Below are 20,219 nucleotides of genomic sequence, written 5' to 3' on the forward strand. Positions count from 1 at the left end.
GCCAGAGCGCGGCGGTTGCTGACGCGCGATCGCGTCCGTCGTTTATTTCCACGGAGACTTCCATGCCGACGTCGGCATTCCGGCTTTTTGCGCTCGTCTGTTCTATTGCTGCGGCAGCGCTGCTCAGCGCATGCGGCGACGGCGTATCGTCCACGCCGGTCAAGGCAGCATGCGGCAACGCCACCGTCGCGAATGCGCGCATGAGTTGCCCGCCTGGCTTCGTGCCGCCCGCCTCCTGAGTCCAGAATTCAAATTAGGTCCACCGCATGGTCACCAAAACTCGTCGAGATTTTCTGAAACTGTCCGCCGGACTGGCTGGCGCGACAGCCGCCACCACCCTGTTTCCCGAATCGATTCGCAAGGCGTTGGCAATCGAACCGAGTTCGGTCACGGGCACGATCCAGGACGTGCAGCACATTGTCGTGTTCATGCAGGAGAACCGCTCGTTCGATCACTATCTCGGTCATCTGAGCGGTGTGCGCGGTTATAACGACCGTTTCCCCGTGACGCTGCCGAATGGCCAGCCGGTTTGGTTCCAGCCGCGTCAGGAGGATCAGACGAAGGTGATCGCGCCGTTCCGCTACGACACGACCAATCCGAACGTCAACGCGCAGTGCATCGGCGGCTTGCCGCATACGTGGGCCACCACGCACGGCGCGATCGACAGCGGCCGTGCCGACAAGTGGGCCGTGCAGAAGACCAACATGACGATGGGCTATCACGTGCGCGAGGACATTCCGTTCCACTACGCGCTCGCCGACGCCTTCACTGTGTGCGACAACTACTTCTGTTCAATTCCGGGTAACACGCACCCGAACCGCATGTATTTAATGACGGGGATGGTCGACCCGCTTGCCACGGGTGGCGGCCCTTTACTCGACAACACCGACTACATCGACAACCAGTTCGATACCATCAAGCTGCAGCCTTTCAACTGGACCACGTATCCCGAGCGGCTGGAAACGGCCGGCATCTCCTGGCAGATCTATCAGCAGGGCACCGGCTTCGACAATTTCAGCGGCAACTACGGCACGAACATGCTGGCCTCGTTCCAGAATTTCGTGAACGCACCGGCGGGTTCGTCGCTGCAGAACCGTGGCATGAGCACACGCACGCTGACACAGTTGAAGGCCGACGTGCAGGCCGGTGCATTGCCGCAGGTGTCCTGGCTGTTGCCGCCCGCCGCGTATTCGGAGCATCCGAAATTCACGCCGCTCTATGGCGCCAATTACATCTCGACGATCCTCGACGCGCTGACGTCGAATCCCGACGTGTGGAGCAAGACCGTCCTGTTCATCATGTACGACGAGAACGACGGTTTCTTCGATCACGTGGTGCCGCCGCAGGCGCCTACGGTGCCCGGCTCCGGCATGAGCACCGTGGACATCTCGCTCGAACGGCACAACGTCGTGACCGCGACGCAGGCCGGCACTTATACTGCCGACAACCTGCCGTACGGCCTCGGGCCGCGCGTACCGATGACGGTCGTGTCGCCGTGGTCGAAGGGTGGTTTTGTTTGCTCGCAGGTGTTCGATCATACGTCGGTGCTGCAATTCATCGAAAAGCGTTTCGGCGTAGTCGAGACCAATATCTCACCGTGGCGCCGAGCCGTTTGCGGCGACCTGACCACGGCGCTCGACTTTTCGAAATCGGATTCGACCGTGCCGCCGCTGCCGAGCACGCAAACCTACGTCGCACAGGCCGATCTGCAATGCGCGCGTTCCACGGCGCAGGCTGCGCCGGCCAGCACTGCTCAGCAACTGGTGACGGCGCAGGAGGCGGGCACGCGTCCCGCGCGGGCGTTGCCGTATGAATTGCATGTGAATGGGCTGTTGCAGTCGCAAGGGTATGTGCTGACGTTTGCGAACACCGGCACGCAGGGCGCGCATTTCTGGGTGTACACGGGCGACCCGACTGCAATGCCGCGTCGCTACACCGTCGAAGCCGGCAAGCAGTTGACCGATACGTGGGCATTCGACGTGAACGGTAACTATATGGTGAACGTCTATGGCCCGAACGGCTATTTCCGGCGCTTCGCGGGCTCGTCCACCGCGGATGCCGCGGCAAAGCCGGATGTCGTGACCTGTTACGACGTGGCCAACGGCAATGTCTACGTGACGCTGTCAAACGCAGGGAGCGCGCCGCTCACGGTCACCGCGGCCGACGTCGCCTATGGACAGGCGCCGCGCACGCTGACCGTGCCCGCGGGGAGCAGTGTGGAGGCGCATTGGGACCTGTCATGCAGCAGCCAGTGGTATGACTTTCAATTGACGGTTGCAGGCAATGCGGGCTGGTTGCGGCGCATTGCAGGTCATGTGGAAACAGGCCACACCAGCATCACCGATCCGGCGGCCACCGCGCCGGTGACGAAGGCGATTTAGGCGTACGGAGTGGACATTTCTTTCAATGTCATTTCGGGGCGGCCGCAAACTGGTAAGTCAATTTTACATTTGGCGACAAGCCGCGGAGTTCGTGAGAGGATGGCATTTCACTTTTTCTCGCGGAGGGCGAAATGGGACTCTTGGACGAAGTAGGCAAGATCGCTGGTGCAGTAGCGGCCGTTGAAGCAGCAGAAAAAGTCGATCCGGAAGCAGGTTTGCTAACGAAAGGCATTGCAGCGGTTGCAGGCTTTGAAGGCGCCGGTGCATTGGAGTCGCTAGTCGAGAAGAAAGACGGCGAGAAGCAGGACGACGCCGACAACGCTCAGGCCGCAGACGGTACGAATCCTCAGGCGTGATTTTTTCGCTGTGAGCGGGCCAGTTCTACATAGGACTGGCCCGTTTTTTATGGTGAGCCGGAATCGACGCCCGCGCGCAGCACACCGCTTTTGATCGCAGCCTATTACGATGCGCCCGCGCTTGACATGCCCGGTCGGGAGGCTGTCTTGCGGGAGGTCGGTGCGGTATTCGTGAAGTGGACTTCGGCTCGAACATGACGAGCGTTGGCCAGCGCAACCTGCGGATAGATGTGATCCGCGGCGTTTCGATTCTTCCTGTCCGGTTTTACCACTTCAACATTGCGTGCCGTTTGAACACTCCAACTGCTCGTTCATGCCAAGTTCGGCGAAGACCTTCGACATCATGCCGGCGCGTCGCCACTCCAGCCATTTGATGTAGCAGGTTTGCGATGGCGGAAAGCTTGCGGGGAGACGCTGCCACTTTTCGTTATTGCGAACAATCCACAGTATGGCGTTCACGATCTCACGCGGATCTCGCCGTGGTCGGCCGACTCTCGGTGTGGTGTCGTGGTGGAACAGGTGGGCAATGCGTTGCCAATCTTCATCAGACAGCGGGGATTCGGGCATTTTCAGATTTTAACTAGCCAGTACAATCTGATTATCCCAAGTAGAGTATTTCTGCTAAATCGCGATTTCGGATGTTAAAGCGGCGCAAACCGGGGGATTGCTTTTGGCCGGATTGTGGTGGCCCAGGGGCTCGACAGATCTGCCCTCGCGCTAACGCGATTTGCCCCTGGTATTCTTTTTGGCGCTTGCGGCGCGAGGCGCATCTTTAGCCGGCAACGTACCGCCGCCGTTCATCTGCTCCATCCACGACAAGGCGTCGACGTACGACAGGAACTGCTGGAGATACCCCGGCGACAACTCGCTCATCAACGAGAGCGATCGATGTACGAGACTGCTTGAGTTGAGCGGACCGGCATTGCCCGGCGCTTTCTTCAGCGACTGCCGCAACTGTTTCTCGGACCGGACCTTGGACCAGGTCTCCCTGAAGTAGTCGAGCGCCTCCAGTTCCGGATAGGACGATGGCCGAGGCGCGACGCTACCCGCTGTGAGGGCGTTACCGTCGGCAGGCGCGTGACTGGCGATGTAGTCGACCAGTCCGGCCAGCGCTCCGCGAATGGCTTCGCCGGATGATGCCTTGGTGTCGATGTCGGCATCGCCAGCCTTGGATGCAGCGTGCTCGAGATCGACCGCATACGCCTCGATCAGTTTGGCGAGCCTCTCATCCAGGAGACGCCGCGCCTCGCCGCTATGACCCGCTGCCCGCCTATCCAGCGCCTCGATGAAATGAAAGCGGATGGGATCCAGGCGATCGGCGCCGCGCTCGCGCCATGCGTCGAGCGTTGCCCGGGCGCCGCCTGTCACTTCGCTAGCGCTAGTACTCATATGACTCACACTACTCACGAGGCTTCACCGTTGCGCTCGAAGGCCTCGGGACCGGCGCTATTTCCACGCGCCGGTTTTTCGCCCGGCCCTGGTCGTCGGCATTCGTGCTGACGGGCTGCTGCGAGCCGAACGCGGCCGCAAATACGGACGAGGCGGGAACGCCTGCATCGATCAACGCACGGGTCACCGTCAGCGCGCGCTGGGCCGAGAGCTCCCAGTTGTCGGCAAAGCGACGGTTAGCTTCCCGTACCTGCCGGTCATCGGTAAAGCCGCTCACCATCAGGATCTGGTCATTGGCCCGGAGGTAGGCGGAGAGCGGCCCCGCCAGGCTCTTCAGGACGTCCCGGCCTTCGGGCTGCAATTGGTCGGAGTTCAGTGCAAACAGCACGCTGCCGTTGATGCCGATGCGTCCGTTGACCAGCGTGACACGCCCCGCTGCCAGCGGTCCCGCCAGCGCCTGCTCCAGGGTCTTGCGGCGCTGCGTTTCCATCTGACGCTGCTTGACCTCTTGCGCAAGCCGGGTCGAGAGTTCCAGTTGCACACCGATGACACCCACCAGGATCAGCACGAACGCGCCCAGCAACACCGACATCAGGTCGCCGAAGACTGGCCAGATGGGCGCCGTGGTCTCCACGCCGCCGTCGATTTCCTCGCTCATGCCGCTTCAGCTCCGACAGACGCCCGCTTGCCGGCGAGGTGCTGCATGTCTTCGACGATCTGCTTCTGCGACATCATGCTCAGGTCGATGACTTCTCGTGCCTGGGCAACGTAATAGGCCAACTGTTCGTCGCTGCGCGCGAGGGACTTGTCCAACGCGGCTTCGATACGCTGCAGATGCGCGACCAGCGTGGTGTTCGACTCGCCGAACACTTGGACGGCCGCGCCGAATGCTTCGCCGAGGCTCGCCACTTCGACGGCGCTGCCGGTGACCTGCGCGGCCACCGCGCCCAGCTTGCCGGTTTCGAGTTCGACCTTGTCGGTGAAACGGGTGCCGACACGATCCAGCAGATCCGCCGATGTGGCGACGAGCGCGTCGACGGCGGTGCGCTGTTCGGTGGACGCATGGTTGACGGCATCGAGCAGGGTTTCCAGCGTTGCCAGCAGGCGGCTACGCTCGTCCAGCATCGCGGTGTCGCGGACCATGCTGTCGGAGAGCTTCTGACGCAATTCGGCGACCACTTCGGCTGCAGCCTTCGGAGCTTCCGACGCGGCTTGCACAAGCTGGCCGATCTCGGCGATCGTGCTGCTCGCGTGCGCCTGTGTTTGAGCGGAGATGTCGCGTGCGGTTTGCGCCAGCGTGTCGCAGATCTCCTGCTGCCGGCTCGCGCTGCGCGTGCCGGCCTGCTCCCACTCCTTGCTCAGCGTCGTGGCCATGGAGCCGAGTGTCTCGGTCCAGGCGGCCAGCCGCTGCTGGTCTCGTGCGGCGAGTTCCGCCTGCAGGTTTGCGGCGGCCTTGGGGGCATCCGCAGCCACTTGCACAAGCCGGTCGATCTCGGCGATCGTGCTGCTCGCGTGTGCTTGTGTTTGGGCCGAGATGTCGCGCGCGGTCTGTGCGAGTACATCGCAGATCTCCTGCTGCCGGCTCGCGCTAAGCGTGCCCGCCTGCTCCCATTCCTTGTTCAGCGTAGCGGCCATTGAACCGAGCGTCTCGGTCCAGATCGCCAATCGTTGCTGATCTCGCGCGGCCAATTCCGTCTGCAAGTCCGTATGCGATTGGCCCACTGCGCGTAGCAGTGACGCCGAGTGCTGCTCGAAGGTCGCAGCGGCCGCCGCCAAAGCTTGCTGGTTGTGTCCCGCCAGATTCTCGCCGACCTGTTCTTGCCGTGACAGCGCCTCGTTCCACGCTGCCGACACGCTGCCCGCCGTTGTTTCCAGCCGCGCGGAGACGCCTTCCAGCAAGCCGGCCGAGCGTTGCTCGAAGGTCTCGGTGAATCGATCCAGCGACGTGCCCAGATGCCGGGTGAGCGCCTCGTTCGATTGCTGCTGCCCCTCAAGCGCCTTGTTCCAGATGCCCGCGACGGTGGAGGTGGTTGCCTCGAATCCGGTCGAGAGCCCGTCCAACTGTCGCTGGACGGCGTGCGTGACGGTGTCGTGCATCGCGGCCGTCTCGCGCGCGAGACCCGCCAACGTGGCCGCCATGACCGGCTGCAGCGCCGCGCTGGCGGCGCGGGTGCTTTCGGCGACGCTCTCCTTCAACGACTGTTCAACGGACGCAGCAAGGCGCGTATAGGTGGCTTCGGCTCTGCCGTGGAAAGCGTCCTGGCTGGCGAGCTGCCGCTCGCTCAAGGCGAGGCTCTGTTGTTCGATGGCCGTCATCATTGCCTGCAGACGATCGACGAGCGTGGGCATCACCTCGGCCTGCCGCTGCAGGAGCTTGAAGCTTTCCTCGCGCTGATGGGTCTGCGAGTAGATGCGCAAGGTCGTCGCGATCTTCACGTCGAGCAACTGCGCGGCATCGATCCGTTCACGCCGGCACAACGCCGAAAGCAGTCCCAGCATCGCGGATGTGGCCACGCCCGCAATCGACGTGCCGAACGCGAAGCCCAGTCCCTTGACCGGCGCGCCGAGCGAATCGCGGATAGCTTGCAGGTCCGTCGCGCTTTCCAGCGCCATGCCGGTGCCCCGCAAGGTCGCCACCATGCCGAGAAGCGTGCCGAGCATGCCCAGCAACACGAGCAAACCGACCAGATACGGCGTCAGCGCCGGGCCCGGCAAGGCCACACGCTCGCCTTCGACGCGCAGGCGCACCGCATTGCGCAGGCTCGGATGCAAGGGCTCAAGCCAGCCGCCCAGGCTGGGCGGCGGCCCGGACAGGCCCGCAACCGCACGCGCCAGCGTGGACGTGGCCTGGCTGTAGCGCCGCAGCTCGAGCGCGCCTGCCAGGTAGCAGGTGCCAATCAACAGCGTGACCGCCAACGCCAGCACATTCGAGCCGACGTAGCCGCCACCGATCCAGCACACCGCGGCCAGACCGACCAGAAAAACAACGAGATTGAGATATCTGGACATAGTGTCCCAGTTAGCAGGTGCGAAGGGCGGCGAGCAGCCCTTCGACCGGTTGTAAACGAACATCCAGTTCGGCCAGCAACACGCTCTGCATATCCTTGCGGAACGTGTTCAGCCACGTGCCGGGTGCGGCGGGTGTGGCGGGTGGGACGGTTGCGGCGTCCCCCGAGGCTTCGGCGTCGGCCAGCGTCTGTTGCTCCGCCTCGCGCAAGCGGTCGAAGTGCCCCTTGAGCAAGCCGGGCACGGCGGCCAGCAGACTCCGCTCACGCTCGCTGAGCGCTCGCTCCATCACGGCGTCCACCACCGCGAGCCGGGCCATGGCGGGCGTTCTGGCGGCCAGCATGGCCCGCAGGCGGGCGCGCAGGGTGCCGATGCCCGTCTCCATCGACTGTTGCAAGGAGAGGTAGCGCTGACGAAAAACCGCGTAATCGACTGGCGCATCCGCCGGGGCGCCTTGCGGGAACCCCTGCGCCGCCGAGCCGCGACGCCTCGCGACGGCAAACATGCTATCGCCGACGATGGCATCCGCCAACGATGCGCGCACGCGGGCGCACTCGCTCTCTTCAGCGTCGCTGAAGGCGCGTGCGCCGGCGGCGACGGCAGGCGGAGCGTTGCTCAGCGCCGAGGACAACGCGATCGCGTCGGTCCAGCCGAGCCATTGGCTTAGCCGGTCCGAAAGCGACTGGCTGGATTCGGGAACATCGACGTCGGTCAGGCGAGCAAGTAAACGAATGAGCGCCGGGCCACTGAAAGCTGTGCGCTGTGGGGCTTGCACCATACCACCAGAGTCAAAAAAGTCAGCAGTTTACACGGCGGCGGGGTGAGGGATGCAGCCCCTTAATGAGTGGGCAGGGTAAGCGAGGGGTTTCAGCGCGGCCAACGGGTCGATCGCGATGCGGTGATTTGGGCCGCCATGAGGGTTTTTACGACGTTAATTGGGCGGCTTCTACACCGTCTATCGACTGAATGGTCACGGCGGTCGGGCGGCGCGATGCACCGCGCCGACGCGGCGTAGTCTATCCCGAAAGAGGCGGCACGGCACCGCCCACGTCCAGCCATTTCATCTCGCTGTCATAGCTTCGCGACTAGGATGCCCTGTCACTTCTGTCGCACCCTGGTCCGGCACGGCACGCGCGGCGCATATCGCGCCGTGCGCTCGCCGTCCGCGTTGCCGACCTTCCACCCCCATACAAAAACCCGACATGACAAACAAGAAAATCGACAAGGATTTGCCGACCGATCAGGGCGCTACCATCGTCTCGCGCCGTGGCTTTCTGAAGTTTGCGGGCGCATCGAGCCTCGCGACGGCCGCGGGCACGCTCGCGTCGGCGGCGCGGGCCGCGAACGGCACGCCCGACGGTACGCCGGAGCAGATCCACCTGACATGGGGCAACGATCCGACGAGCGAAGTGACCGTGTCGTGGGCGTCGCCGGCGCCGGCGGTCAATCCGCAAGTGCGGTTAAGCGGCGGGGGCGGGGCGAGAGTAACGGTGCACGGCGTGCAAAGCACCTATACCGATGGCCTCAACGGCGAAGTCGTGTTCACCTATCACGCGCGTCTGCGTGGCCTGAAGGCCGACACGAGCTACGAGTACGAGGTGAGCGCCGACAACGACAGCAACGCGGCTCAGCCCTTCACCGCGAGCTTCCGCACTGCGCCCCGCGGCCGCGCGCCATTTCGCTGGACGAGCTACGGCGATCTCGCGACGCCCAACACCGGCTGGGTCCTGTCGTCGCCGCAGAGCCGTTTCGCGGTTCAGGCCGTCGAGCGATTTCAGCCGCTGTTCCACCTGCTCAACGGCGATCTCTGCTACGCCAATCTGAACCCGACGCACCAGCCGGACGTATGGCGCGATTTCGGCAACAACTGCCAGACCTCGGCGTCGAACCGTCCGTGGATGCCATGTCCGGGCAATCACGAGCTCGAATTCCACAACGGCGAACAGGGCCTCGCCTCGTATCTCTCGCGCTACACGCTGCCGGAGAATCACACGCGCTTCCAGGGACGCTGGTACAGCTTCCGCGTGAGCTCGGTACTCTTCATTTCGCTCGATGCTGATGACGTGGTCTATCAGGATGCTGCTGCGTTCGTAGCCGGCCCGAATCCTCTCGTGCCGGTGGCGAGTACCGGCAATCCGCCGATTCAGCCTGGCACGTCACTCTATGTGCGTGGCTATAGCGAGGGCGAGCAGACCCGCTGGCTCGAGAAGACATTGCGCCGGGCGGCGGAAGACGACGAAGTCGACTGGATCGTCGTGCAGATGCATCAGGACGCGCTGAGTTCATCGAAGACCGGCAACGGTTCCGACAAGGGTATCCGCGAAGCGTGGCTGCCGCTGTTCGACCGCTACGGTGTCGATCTGGTGCTGTGCGGGCATGATCATGACTACGAGCGTAGCTATCCCGTGCGCGGCTGTAATCACAACAAGGGCACCGATATCGCTACGGGACGCGTGGTCGATACATTGCAGCCGCGGCCGGTGATGTCGGCGGTGTCGTCGGGGGCATCGACGTTCGATACGAGTCACGGCACGATTCACCTGATTCTCGGCGGTGGCGGCACGAGTGCGCCGCTCGATGTGTACGGGGTGGATCTCGGTACCGGCTTGCCGCAGGCGCGCATTTTCACGCGGCCGAATCGTCCGGTTGCCGGGACGACCGCGGGTACCTTTGTGCGTGCCGGCGCGGATGCCGTTGAAGATGCAGTGTGGTCGGCGCAACGGGATACCGGTACGGGCTACGGTATCGCGGTGTTCGATCATGATCCGGGCCATCCGGGTGGCGAGACCACGATTACGATGAACTACTACCACGCGCCGGGTGCGGATCAAACGCCGACGCAGAACTATGAGTTGTTCGAAACGATCGAGTTGAAGAAGAAGCGGCGAGGATAAGTTGCGCTTCGCTGCGGTTCGACGCTCCGGCGACTTACATTTCGGGGCGTCGAACCGTTTCTTTGCCGGCGATTATTTCGACGCTATTTCACGCGGCGGGACTTGAAGCCCGGCAGTGTCCGGGCGTCGGGGCTCCACGCAAGGTGGACTGCCTGCTCCACGGCTGCCTTGAACTGCGATTCGCTCGTCCAGATCGGCATACGTGTGCGGTAAAAGTCCGCCCACTGAAATTCCGCGAAGGGTTCCGGTGTCTTCAGATAGCCGCCCGCGTCACGCACAAACGCGGCGAGGCTGCGGTACGGATCGTCCGTGAGGGCGGAAACCTCATCGGGGATCGAGGAAATGGCTCGCAGGATGCCGCGCTCATCGTAGGGATGTACCCAGCGCCTTTCAATCACGGTGTCCCAGAACTTCGCGTCCGGCAGCCGCGACAGGTCCGCTACGACCTCGGCGAACGCTTTCGCGATACCGCCATCCCACAGCGCACGCGCGAGGTGGTGGTGGTCGATGACGTAGTGCCTGTCATGCTTGCCAATGACGGTCGGAATCGGTGCGCTTTTCAGAAAGTCTCTCAAAGACTTTGCATCCATGGCCAGCAGGCGCTTCCGTTTTGCATCGACTTCCAGCATGCCGACCGTTGCCTGCAGCGGGCGCAGTTGTTCAATGCCGACACTCGTTATTCTTGCCATGGCGTGCCCCTCCGTATCCGGAGCATTCTACTGCTCTGCTCAAGCTGGACTCCCTTAAATAGAAACGGTAGGCTGTCAGTGCTGGTGACTCTGTTTGGCTATGCTGGTCTTGAACGACAACGTGGAGCCTGCACATGGACGTGAGCACTGAAACGCTGGTGGAACTGCTGCGGGAAGTCGAAGCCGACGACCCGATCGACTACGCGGACCTTCCATTCGGAGAGCAGGAACTCAGGCGGCTCGTCATGAGTTCACTTGTCGAGCGTCACCACCAGGTCGAAGCAGGCAACATGTCGATCTCCGATATCCATGCGCTGTATCTGCTGAGCACCGCCAAGCTCGTTCTCGAGAACACGGTGCTTCACGCGAGGCTGCTTCTGCTCCAGGGGCAGCAGGTCGACGTACGGTCACTGTTGGCGCCGTTCACCCTCAAAGGCAAATCTTAAAGGCCGGTAGTCGGCACTGTCGCCGGCAGCGCATTGCGCATGCCGGATCAGTGCCGCACGCGCATCACTTCTCAAGTTCCGCAAACAGCCAATCCTGGAAGCTATGCAGCTTCGGTAATTCGGCGCGAGATTTCAGCAGGTTCAACGTATAGCCGTGCACAGGGAGCCCTTCCAGTCCGAACGGCGCCACGAGTCGCCCCGTTTCCAGTTCGCGCTGCGCCAGAAGCAGGCTTTCGAGGCAGACGCCCAAGCCGTCCACCGCCGCGCTGATCGCCATGAACGATCGATCGAAACGCGGACCGCGTCCAATATCGAGCCGCGTCTTCCGATAAAGACGCATCCAGTCCCTCCATCCGACCAGACACCCCTCGCTATGAATCAGCGCATGGTGCGGTAAATCCGCGACGCTGCGCAGCGGATGCTCTCCAGCCATAAGCGCGGGCGAGCACAACGGCACGATCGTCTCGGGCGGCAATTCGAGCACCATCGTGCCGGCCGGCTGCAGCTTTCTCGGACCGTAGCGGATGTCGATATCCACCGCTTCCGAGATCAGATCCACCGCCTCTGACGAGGCATTCAACCGTACGTCGATATCCGGATGCGCCGCGCTGAAACGCGCGATGCGCGGCATCAGCCATTGAGTCGCAAAGCTGGGCGTGCAATGGATCGTGAGGATGTCGCTCTTGGCGGCGCGCCCGATCTCGCGGGTGGCTGAGTCGATCCGCGCGAACGCCGCGGTGATTTCCTCAGCGTATTGCCGCCCGTAGTCCGTCAGGATCACCGTGCGGTGCAGCCGATGAAACAGACGAATGCTCAATTGCTCTTCCAGCAGCTTGATCTGATGGCTGACGGCTGAGGGCGTGACAAACAGTTCGTCTGCTGCGAGCGCAAACGACGAGAGCCGCGCGGCGGCCTCGAATGCCTGTATCGACTTGAAGGTGACGCGATTGTGCATGGCAGCATCAAGGTGAATTGAATTCATCCATTGGCCCATCTTAATTCGTTTGAGCGCGTGTGAGCGCGAGATTACGCTTGAGTCACTGGGATCGGCATCACAGCGGCCCCTGCAAAGCGATCCATAAGGAGACAAACAGTGACCACTAGCGAAACCGCGCCGTACGCCCAACTCGCGGAGCACGCCTATCAGATTCGCCGCAACGCGCTGCGCATGGGCGAAGTGCAGGGGCAGGGTTATATCGGCCAGGCGCTCGATATCGCCGATGTCCTCGCCGTCGCCTATTTCCGCGCCATGCGCTATCGCGCCGACGACCCCGAATGGGAAGGCCGCGACCGCTTTTTGCTATCGAACGGTCACTACGCCATCGCGCTGTACGCCGCGCTGATTGAGGCCCGCATCATCGCCGACGAAGAACTGGAAACCTACGGCAGCGACGACAGCCGTCTGCCGATGTCCGGTATGGCGAGCTATACGCCCGGCATGGAGATGTCCGGCGGCTCGCTCGGGCAGGGACTGACGATCGCGGTGGGCCGCTGCCTGGGTCTGAAGCGCAAAGGCTCGGATGCCCGCGTCTACACGCTGTTCTCCGACGGCGAACTCGATGAAGGCGCGATCTGGGAAGGCTTGATGTCGGCGGCTCACTGGAAGCTCGACAACCTGATCGCGATGGTCGACGTCAACAATCAGCAGGCCGACGGCCCGTCGTCGAGCGTCATGGCGTTCGAGCCGCTGGTCGACAAACTGCAGGCGTTCGGCTGGTTCGTGCAACGCGTGGACGGCAACGATCTCGCGGCCGTCGTCGCCGCGTTCGATGCAGCGCACGCGCATCCGGAAGCGCAACCGCGAATCATCGTCTGCGATACGCGGATGGGGTGTGGCGTGCCGTTCCTCGAAGCGCGCGAGAAAAATCACTTTATCCGCGTCGATGCGCACGAGTGGCAACTCGCGCTGCAGGCGCTGGAAGCCGGGAGAACCGTATGAGCGCCGCCGTACCGAAACCACGTCTGAAAACGTCGGCGATGATCGCCTCGATTGCAGGTGAAGGGCAGATCACCCGCTCGGCCCCGTTTGGCCACGCACTGGTCGAACTGGCGCGTAACCGCCCCGAAGTGGTCGGCATGACGGCCGATCTCGGCAAGTACACCGACCTGCATCTGTTCGCGAAGGAATACCCGGAGCGCTATTACCAGATGGGCATGGCCGAGCAACTGCTGATGGGCGCCGCGGCCGGCATGGCGCACGAAGGCGCGCAGCCGTTCGTCACCACCTACGCCGTGTTCGCCGCACGCCGTGCTTATGACTTCATCCATCAGGCGATTGCCGAGGACAACCTCGACGTCAAGATCGTCTGCGCCTTGCCCGGCCTCACCACCGGCTACGGCCCGAGCCACCAGGCGGCGGAAGACCTCGCCCTGTTTCGTGCGATGCCGAACCTCACGGTGATCGACCCGTGCGATGCCATCGAAATCGAGCAGATGGTGCCGGCCATCGCCGACCATCGCGGGCCGGTGTATGCGCGACTGTTGCGCGGCAACGTGCCGGTCGTGCTCGACGAATACGACTACCAGTTCGAACTTGGCAAAGCGAAGCTGCTGCGCGACGGCGCCGAGGTGCTGATCATCTCGTCCGGGATCATGACGATGCGCGCGCTGGAAACGGCGAAGGCGCTGGCCGCCGATCGCGTCGACGTAGGTGTGCTGCACGTGCCGACCATCAAGCCGCTCGACACCGCCACGCTGCTGCGCGAAGCGCGCCGTTCCGGCCGCCTTGTCGTGGTGGCGGAGAACCATACGGTGATCGGTGGCCTGGGCGAAGCGGTGGCGGCAGTGCTGCTGACCAATGGCGTCACGCCGCCGTTCCGTCAGATCGGCTTGCCCGACGCGTTTCTTGACGCAGGTGCGCTACCGACCTTGCACGACCGCTACGGCATTTCCACCGAGGCGATGTGCGACACGATCAAAGGGTGGTTGCGGTAAAGGTTCATCAAGGCGGGTAGGCGCCGCAAATACGCGCACTTACCGATAGCAAACAATTTAGCAAACCATAAGCTTCATATTCAGGAGATCCGCATCATGGCAGAGTCACGTTTACTCGACGGCAAGGTCGCCGTCATTTCCGGCGGCGCGTCGCCGCGCGGCATCGGTATGGCGACCGCCCGCATGTTCGCGGCGCACGGCGCACGCATCGCCATTTTCGACCTCGACGAAAATGCCGCGGTCGAAGCCGCAGCGTCGATCGGACCCGAACATCGCGGCTATGTGTGCAACGTGACCGACCGTGGCGCCTGCCAGGCTGCTGTCGAACGCACGGTCGCCGATTTTGGTTCGATCGATATCCTGATCAACAACGCCGGCATTACCCAGGCCGCCAAGCTGCTCGAGATCGACCCGGAAAGCTGGGACCGTATCCTCGACGTCAATCTGCGCGGCGTGTTGTATCTGTCGCAAGCGGTCGTGCCGCAGATGAAGAAACAGAAGAGCGGCTCGATCGGCTGCATGTCGTCGGTATCGGCGCAGCGCGGCGGCGGCATTCTCGGCGGCCCGCATTACTCGGCGGCGAAAGCCGGCGTGCTGGGCCTTGCCAAAGCCATGGCGCGCGAACTCGGCAACGACGGCATTCGCGTGAACTGTGTGACGCCGGGCCTGATCCAGACCGACATCAACGCAGGCAAGATCAGCGACGACAAGCGTGGCGAAATTCTCGCGGGCATTCCGCTTAATCGTCTGGGCGTACCTGACGATGTGGCCGGCGCCTTCCTGTTCCTCGCGTCGAACCTGTCGTCGTATATCACCGGCGCGGTGATCGATGTGAACGGTGGCATGCTGATTCACGGCTGACGCCCAACGGCAGGACGGGCCGTTGGGCGGGAGGCCGGCGGCGGCGATGGAGACCACGTAGTAGAGAACAGACGACCGCGGCGAGCAACACGTGCAGCCGCCGCGGTTCAGATTCCAAAACCATAACGACGCGCGATCCAGCATTGGAGGAAGACACCATGACAACCCGTTCGAACGCCCCGCAGGGCATCAGCCGCCGCACCTTTCTGAAGGCCGGTGCGACCTTATCCGCCGCCGCGCCGTTATGGAGCATCTCGCGAAGCGCGATGGCGGCCCCCGAGTTTTCGTACAAACTCGCAACCGGCCAGGACCCGACACATCCGGTCAACATCCGCGCGCAGGAGGCGATCAATCGCATTCGCGAAGCGACCAAGGGCCGGCTCGACATCAAACTCTTTCCGCAGAATCAGCTCGGTTCCGACACCGATCTGCTGTCGCAGGTGCGTAATGGCGGCGTCGAGTTCTTCAACCAGGCGTCGTCGATTCTGGCGACGCTGACGCCCGCCGCGGGCATCGTCAACACCGGCTTCGCGTTCAAGGACTACGACGCGGTCTGGAAGGCGATGGACGGCGATCTCGGCAACTACATCCGCGCGCAGATCGGCAAGTCGGGCCTGGTATCTGTGAGCAAGGTGTGGGACAACGGCTTCCGGCAGATTAGCTCGTCCACCAAGGCGTTGCGCGCACCGGCTGATCTGAAAGGCTTCAAGATTCGCGTGCCGCAAGCGCCGATGCTGACCTCGCTGTTCAAGGCGCTCGACGCCGGCCCCGCGCCGATCAATTTCAACGAGCTGTATTCGGCCTTGCAAACCGGCGTGGTGGAAGGGCAGGAAAACCCGCTGCCGATCATCGCGACGGCCAAGCTCTATGAAGTGCAGAAGTACATCAGCCTCACGTCGCACGTGTGGGACGGCTACTGGATTCTCGGTAATCGCGCCGCGTGGGAGCGCTTGCCTGCGGACATTCGCGCGATCGTCACGCGTGAATTCGAAAGCGCGGCGATGCTGCAACGTGCGGACATCGCCAGGCTCAGCCTCTCGCTGCGCGACGACCTGAAAAAGAAGGGCATTACCTTTATCGATGTCGACCGGGACGCTTTCCGCGGCGCGCTGGCCAAGACGAGCTTCTATCACGACTGGAAAGCCAAGTACGGCGACGAGGCGTGGGGACTGATGGAGAAGTCCGTCGGAAAACTGGGGTAATGCGATGATCTCGATCTCCTATTCGCACGAGCGGCAGCATCGGTTCGCCTGTGCGCTCGACTCCGCTCTCGGCCATCTGGTGGAGATTCCAGCTGCGTTGCTGGTGCTTGCGGAAATCGTCGTGCTGCTGGCTGGTGTGACGAGCCGCTATCTGCTGCACGCGCCGCTCGTGTGGTCCGATGAACTCGCGTCGATGCTGTTCCTGTGGCTCGCCATGCTTGGCGCCGTGATCGCGTTGCGGCGCGGCGAGCATATGCGGATGACGGCGCTAGTCGGCATGGCGCCGCCAGGTGTGCGCGCCTTTCTCGACGTGGTCGCGATCGCCGCGCCGATCGCGTTCCTCGCGATGGTGATCGGTCCGGCGATCAGCTTCGCGCAGGACGAATCGTTCATCACCACGCCGGCTCTCGAATTGTCGAACTCGTGGCGCGCGGCGGCATTGCCGGTCGGTTCGGCGCTGATGCTGCTGGTGGCAGTGGTACGGCTCGCCCGTATGGGCAACTGGCGCCTGACGCTCGCCGCGATTGCAACGGTCGGTGCGCTGGCGGGCATCTTCATTGCGCTTGGCCCGCTGCTTCACGATCTCGGCAATATCAACCTACTGATCTTCTTTGTCGGCCTGGTCGCGCTCGGTGTGCTAAGCGGCGTGCCGATTGCCTTCTCGTTCGGACTTGCCACCTTCGGCTATCTTGCCTTGACCACGAATACGCCGATGCCGGTAGTGGTCGGCCGGATGGATGAGGGCATGTCGCATCTGATCCTGCTCTCGGTGCCGCTCTTCGTGTTTCTCGGTCAGTTGATCGAAATGACCGGCATGGCCGCGGCGATGATCGCGTTTCTCGCGAGCTTGCTGGGTCACGTGCGCGGCGGGCTGTCGTACGTGCTGGTCGGCGCGATGTATCTGGTGTCAGGCATTTCAGGCTCGAAAGCCGCGGACATGGCGGCGGTTGCGCCTGTGCTGTTTCCCGAGATGAAAGCGCGCGGTGCGAAGCCGGGCGATCTGGTCGCGCTGCTGGCCGCTACCGGCGCGCAGACCGAGACGATTCCGCCGAGCCTCGTGCTGATTACGCTCGGTTCCGTGACCGGCGTGTCGATCTCGGCGCTCTTCACGGGCGGCATGCTGCCGGGCATCGTGTTGGCGATCACCTTGTGCATCGTGGTGCAGTGGCGTTATCGGCGCGAAGACATGTCGGGCGTCAAGCGTGCGACGGGCGTGGAGATTCTGCGCAAGTTCGTCATCGCGTTTCCTGCGATCGCCTTGCCGTTCGTGATTCGCGCCGCGGTGGTCGAAGGTATTGCAACGGCGACCGAAGTCTCGACCATCGGCATTGCGTACGCGGTGCTGGCGGGCTTGCTGATCTATCGCCGTTTCGAGTGGGCGCGGCTCAAGCCGATGCTGATCGATACAGCAACGTTGTCGGGCGCGATTCTGCTGATCATCGGCGCGGCGACCAGCATGGCGTGGGCGTTGACGCAGTCGGGCTTCTCAGGGCAGCTCGCGCAGACGCTCGGTGCTCTGCCTGGCGGCGCGGCGATGTTCATGGCTGCATCCATCTGCGTATTCGTGATTCTCGGCAGCGTGCTCGAAGGCATTCCGGCGATCGTGCTGTTCGGCCCACTGATGTTCCCGATCGCGCGGGCGATGCACATCCATGACGTGCACTACGCAATGGTGGTGATCCTGTCGATGGGTGTGGGCCTGTTCGCACCGCCGTTCGGCGTGGGCTATTACTCGGCCTGCGCGGTGAGCCGCATTCATCCCGACGAAGGCATGAAGCCGATTCTTGGTTATATCGCTGCGTTGATGGTTGGGTTGATTATCGTTGCCGCGGTGCCGTGGATTTCGACAGGTTTCCTGCATTGATCCGCTGACGTATGAGGTTGCGCGGTGCCGCCTCATACGAAGTTCTTCCGTCTGATTCGATCCGTTTTGATTGCCGCCGCCCTGCATGCCGGGGCGGCGTAGAGGAGCCTTTTGTCATGTCCACCACTGAAGCTCAGCCTGCTGCACCGATTGCTTCGCTTACGCCGTCGACGTCACTATCGGTCGAAGCGATGCAAACGCAGTCTCGTCAGCAAGGCCCGCAATTGCCGCTGGCCGACGCGATCCGCTTCCTCTCCATCGATTCAATTCTGCGCGCAGGTGAAGGCCATCAGGGCGTGCCGCTCGGCATGGCTGAAATCGCGACTGCGTTGTTCACCCGGCACCTGAAATTCAATCCCGCCGATCCAACCTGGCCCGACCGCGACCGCTTCGTACTGTCCAACGGTCACGGTTCGCTGCTGCTGTATTCGCTGCTGTATCTGACTGGCTATGCGGCGATCGGGCTTGACCAGCTCAAGACCTTCCGCGAACTGGGTTCGCATTGCGCGGGGCATCCCGAGTACGAGCCGGCGCATGGTATCGAGGCGACCACCGGTCCGCTGGGGCAAGGCATTGCCAACGCGTTCGGCATGGCCATCGCCGAAGCGTATCTCGCGGCGAATTTCGGCCGCGAGCTCGTCGATCACTACACGTATGCGTTCGTCGGCGACGGCTGTCTGCAGGAGGGCATCGGTCAGGAAATGATCTCGCTGGCCGGCCATCTGCGGCTCGGCAAACTGATCCTGTGCTGGGACGACAACCAGATCACCGACGACGGCAGCACCTCACTCTCGATCAGCGAGGATGTCTGCGCGCGATTTCGCGTTGCCGGTTGGCAGGTGATCGAAGTCGACGGTCACGATCTCGAAGCGGTCAGCGCGGCATTGACGATTGCGCGCGCCGATCCGCGGCCCTCGATGATCGCGTGCAAGACGGTTATCGGCCGCGGTATCGCGCGCTTGCAAGGACAGCGCGGCGGCCATAGTGGCAAGTTGTTCCAGGCGGATGCCGACTCGGCGCGCGCACAACTCGGCTGGCCGCACGCACCGTTCGACGTGCCCGCCGATGTCCTGAGCGCATGGCGCGAAGCGGGCCGGCGCAGTAGTGACGAATACAACGCATGGCATGCACGCCTCGCCGCGTTGCCGGACGCGCAGTGCGCCGAGTTCGAACGGGTCATGGCGGGTGGCTTGCCGGAAGGCTGGCGTGACGTGCTCGACGCTTACCGCAAGCGTGCCGTGGAACGCGACGAACCGCAGCCTGGCATCACCGTGTCCGGCGAGATCAGCGATCTGTTCGCGCCGCTGCTGCCTGAACGCATGGTGGGTTGCGCCGATCTCGAAGCGCCTACGGGCCACAAACGCCAGTTGCACGCCTTCACCGCCGACGACCACAGCGGCGCGTACGTCCACTGCGGTGTGCGCGAGCATCTGATGGGTGCGATGGCCAACGGCATGGCTGCGCACGGTGGCATCGTCGCGACCAGCGTCACGTATCTGGCGTTCTCCGACTATCAGCGTCCGGCGATGCGTATGGCCGCGCTGATGGGCTTGCCGGTGCACTACGTGTTCAGCCACGACTCGATCGGCGTCGGCAAAAACGGGCCGACGCATCAACCCGTCGAGATACTTGCCTCGTTACGCGCGATGCCGAACATGCGCGTGCTGCGTCCCGCGGATGCGGTGGAGGCTGCCGAGTGCTGGGCCCTCGCGCTCGAACATCGGCGCGGGCCGAGTACGTTGATTTTTGCAAGGCAGGCGTTGCCGCTGGTGCGCCGCGAATATAGCGCCGAGTCGTTGTCGCGTCGCGGCGCCTATGTGCTGGCCGAAGCGGAGGGCGGCGCGCGTGTCGTGACGTTGCTGGCCACCGGCTCCGAGGTCGCGCTGGCGTTGCAGGCACGCCTTCGGCTACAGGAAGAGGGCATTGCGACCGCCGTGGTGTCGATGCCGTGTTGGGAAATCTTCGATGAACAGGACGCCGATTATCGCACCACGGTTTTGGGTCCAAACACGGTGCGCGTTGGTATCGAAGCGGCATTGCGTTTCGGCTGGGATCGCTATCTGGGCGAGCGCGGCGGTTTTGTCGGGATGACGGGCTTCGGTGCCTCGGCTTCCGCGGAGACGTTGTACGAGCACTTCGGTATTACCGCGCAGCATGTCGTGGCCGAAGCAAAGCGGCATCTGTAAATCAACAAGGA

Annotated in this window: 18 protein-coding genes; 11 read left to right on the forward strand and 7 right to left on the reverse strand. The window is 63.1% G+C overall.

Features of this window, described 5'->3' with window-relative positions:
- Positions 1 to 62 precede the first annotated feature (62 nt).
- The 3 genes from M0D64_RS37270 (at position 63) to M0D64_RS37280 (ending at position 2,737) form a co-directional block, all read left to right on the forward strand.
- The gene (locus tag M0D64_RS37270; RefSeq protein ID WP_166618301.1) at positions 63 to 239 is read left to right on the forward strand and encodes a hypothetical protein; all 177 of its coding nucleotides are present in this window, start codon (positions 63 to 65) and stop codon (positions 237 to 239) included.
- 27 nt (positions 240 to 266) lie between these two features.
- Positions 267 to 2,381, forward strand: coding sequence for a phosphocholine-specific phospholipase C (locus M0D64_RS37275; protein ID WP_266261387.1), 2,115 nt, complete (start codon positions 267 to 269; stop codon positions 2,379 to 2,381).
- A gap of 131 nt (positions 2,382 to 2,512) precedes the next feature.
- Entirely contained in the window at positions 2,513 to 2,737 is a 225-nt protein-coding gene (locus M0D64_RS37280) for a hypothetical protein (RefSeq protein ID WP_266261388.1), read from the forward strand.
- A 273-nt stretch (positions 2,738 to 3,010) separates the two neighbouring features.
- Here the strand turns inward: M0D64_RS37280 and M0D64_RS37285 are convergent, their stop codons facing one another.
- From M0D64_RS37285 to M0D64_RS37305, 5 genes are all read right to left on the reverse strand, one after another.
- Complete coding sequence (locus M0D64_RS37285; RefSeq protein ID WP_266261389.1) at positions 3,011 to 3,304, reverse strand: transposase; 294 nt, start codon at positions 3,302 to 3,304, stop codon at positions 3,011 to 3,013.
- Between the two features lie 150 nt (positions 3,305 to 3,454).
- Positions 3,455 to 4,126, reverse strand: a complete 672-nt coding sequence (locus tag M0D64_RS37290; protein WP_266261390.1) for a DUF2894 domain-containing protein — start codon at positions 4,124 to 4,126, stop codon at positions 3,455 to 3,457.
- 10 nt (positions 4,127 to 4,136) lie between these two features.
- On the reverse strand, positions 4,137 to 4,784 hold the full coding sequence (locus tag M0D64_RS37295; RefSeq protein WP_266261391.1) for an OmpA family protein: 648 nt from the start codon (positions 4,782 to 4,784) through the stop codon (positions 4,137 to 4,139).
- On the reverse strand, positions 4,781 to 7,135 hold the full coding sequence (locus M0D64_RS37300; protein WP_266261392.1) for a DUF802 domain-containing protein: 2,355 nt from the start codon (positions 7,133 to 7,135) through the stop codon (positions 4,781 to 4,783). Before M0D64_RS37300 ends, M0D64_RS37295 begins: the two co-directional genes overlap by 4 nt.
- Positions 7,136 to 7,145: 10 nt before the next feature.
- Entirely contained in the window at positions 7,146 to 7,910 is a 765-nt protein-coding gene (locus M0D64_RS37305; RefSeq protein WP_266261393.1) for a DUF3348 domain-containing protein, read from the reverse strand.
- 424 nt (positions 7,911 to 8,334) lie between these two features.
- On the opposite strand from M0D64_RS37305, the gene M0D64_RS37310 reads away from it, so the two are divergent.
- Entirely contained in the window at positions 8,335 to 10,026 is a 1,692-nt protein-coding gene (locus M0D64_RS37310) for a fibronectin type III domain-containing protein (RefSeq protein ID WP_266261394.1), read from the forward strand.
- 83 nt (positions 10,027 to 10,109) lie between these two features.
- On the opposite strand, the gene M0D64_RS37315 is transcribed toward M0D64_RS37310, so the two are convergent.
- The gene (locus M0D64_RS37315; RefSeq protein WP_266261395.1) at positions 10,110 to 10,715 is read right to left on the reverse strand and encodes a ParB/Srx family N-terminal domain-containing protein; all 606 of its coding nucleotides are present in this window, start codon (positions 10,713 to 10,715) and stop codon (positions 10,110 to 10,112) included.
- Between the two features lie 134 nt (positions 10,716 to 10,849).
- On the opposite strand from M0D64_RS37315, the gene M0D64_RS37320 reads away from it, so the two are divergent.
- Positions 10,850 to 11,161, forward strand: coding sequence for a hypothetical protein (locus tag M0D64_RS37320; protein WP_054033629.1), 312 nt, complete (start codon positions 10,850 to 10,852; stop codon positions 11,159 to 11,161).
- Between the two features lie 64 nt (positions 11,162 to 11,225).
- On the opposite strand, the gene gcvA is transcribed toward M0D64_RS37320, so the two are convergent.
- Entirely contained in the window at positions 11,226 to 12,116 is an 891-nt protein-coding gene (gene gcvA / locus M0D64_RS37325; RefSeq protein ID WP_154567014.1) for a transcriptional regulator GcvA, read from the reverse strand.
- 138 nt (positions 12,117 to 12,254) lie between these two features.
- Here gcvA and M0D64_RS37330 point away from each other — a divergent pair, with 138 nt between their 5' ends.
- From M0D64_RS37330 to tkt, 6 genes are all read left to right on the forward strand, one after another.
- The gene (locus M0D64_RS37330; protein ID WP_266241059.1) at positions 12,255 to 13,100 is read left to right on the forward strand and encodes a transketolase; all 846 of its coding nucleotides are present in this window, start codon (positions 12,255 to 12,257) and stop codon (positions 13,098 to 13,100) included.
- Entirely contained in the window at positions 13,097 to 14,095 is a 999-nt protein-coding gene (locus tag M0D64_RS37335; RefSeq protein WP_054033626.1) for a transketolase family protein, read from the forward strand. Before M0D64_RS37330 ends, M0D64_RS37335 begins: the two co-directional genes overlap by 4 nt.
- A 96-nt stretch (positions 14,096 to 14,191) precedes the next feature.
- The gene (locus tag M0D64_RS37340) at positions 14,192 to 14,956 is read left to right on the forward strand and encodes an SDR family NAD(P)-dependent oxidoreductase (protein ID WP_266261396.1); all 765 of its coding nucleotides are present in this window, start codon (positions 14,192 to 14,194) and stop codon (positions 14,954 to 14,956) included.
- A 158-nt stretch (positions 14,957 to 15,114) separates the two neighbouring features.
- Positions 15,115 to 16,158 (forward strand): TRAP transporter substrate-binding protein, encoded by a 1,044-nt coding sequence (locus M0D64_RS37345; RefSeq protein ID WP_266261397.1) that lies wholly within the window; start codon positions 15,115 to 15,117, stop codon positions 16,156 to 16,158.
- Between the two features lie 4 nt (positions 16,159 to 16,162).
- On the forward strand, positions 16,163 to 18,022 hold the full coding sequence (locus M0D64_RS37350) for a TRAP transporter large permease subunit (protein WP_154567006.1): 1,860 nt from the start codon (positions 16,163 to 16,165) through the stop codon (positions 18,020 to 18,022).
- 191 nt (positions 18,023 to 18,213) lie between these two features.
- On the forward strand, positions 18,214 to 20,208 hold the full coding sequence (tkt, locus tag M0D64_RS37355) for a transketolase (protein WP_266261412.1): 1,995 nt from the start codon (positions 18,214 to 18,216) through the stop codon (positions 20,206 to 20,208).
- Positions 20,209 to 20,219 lie beyond the last annotated feature (11 nt).

The sequence above is a fragment of the Paraburkholderia sp. WS6 genome (assembly GCF_030464835.1).
GTDB classification, from domain to species: Bacteria; Pseudomonadota; Gammaproteobacteria; order Burkholderiales; family Burkholderiaceae; genus Paraburkholderia; species Paraburkholderia madseniana.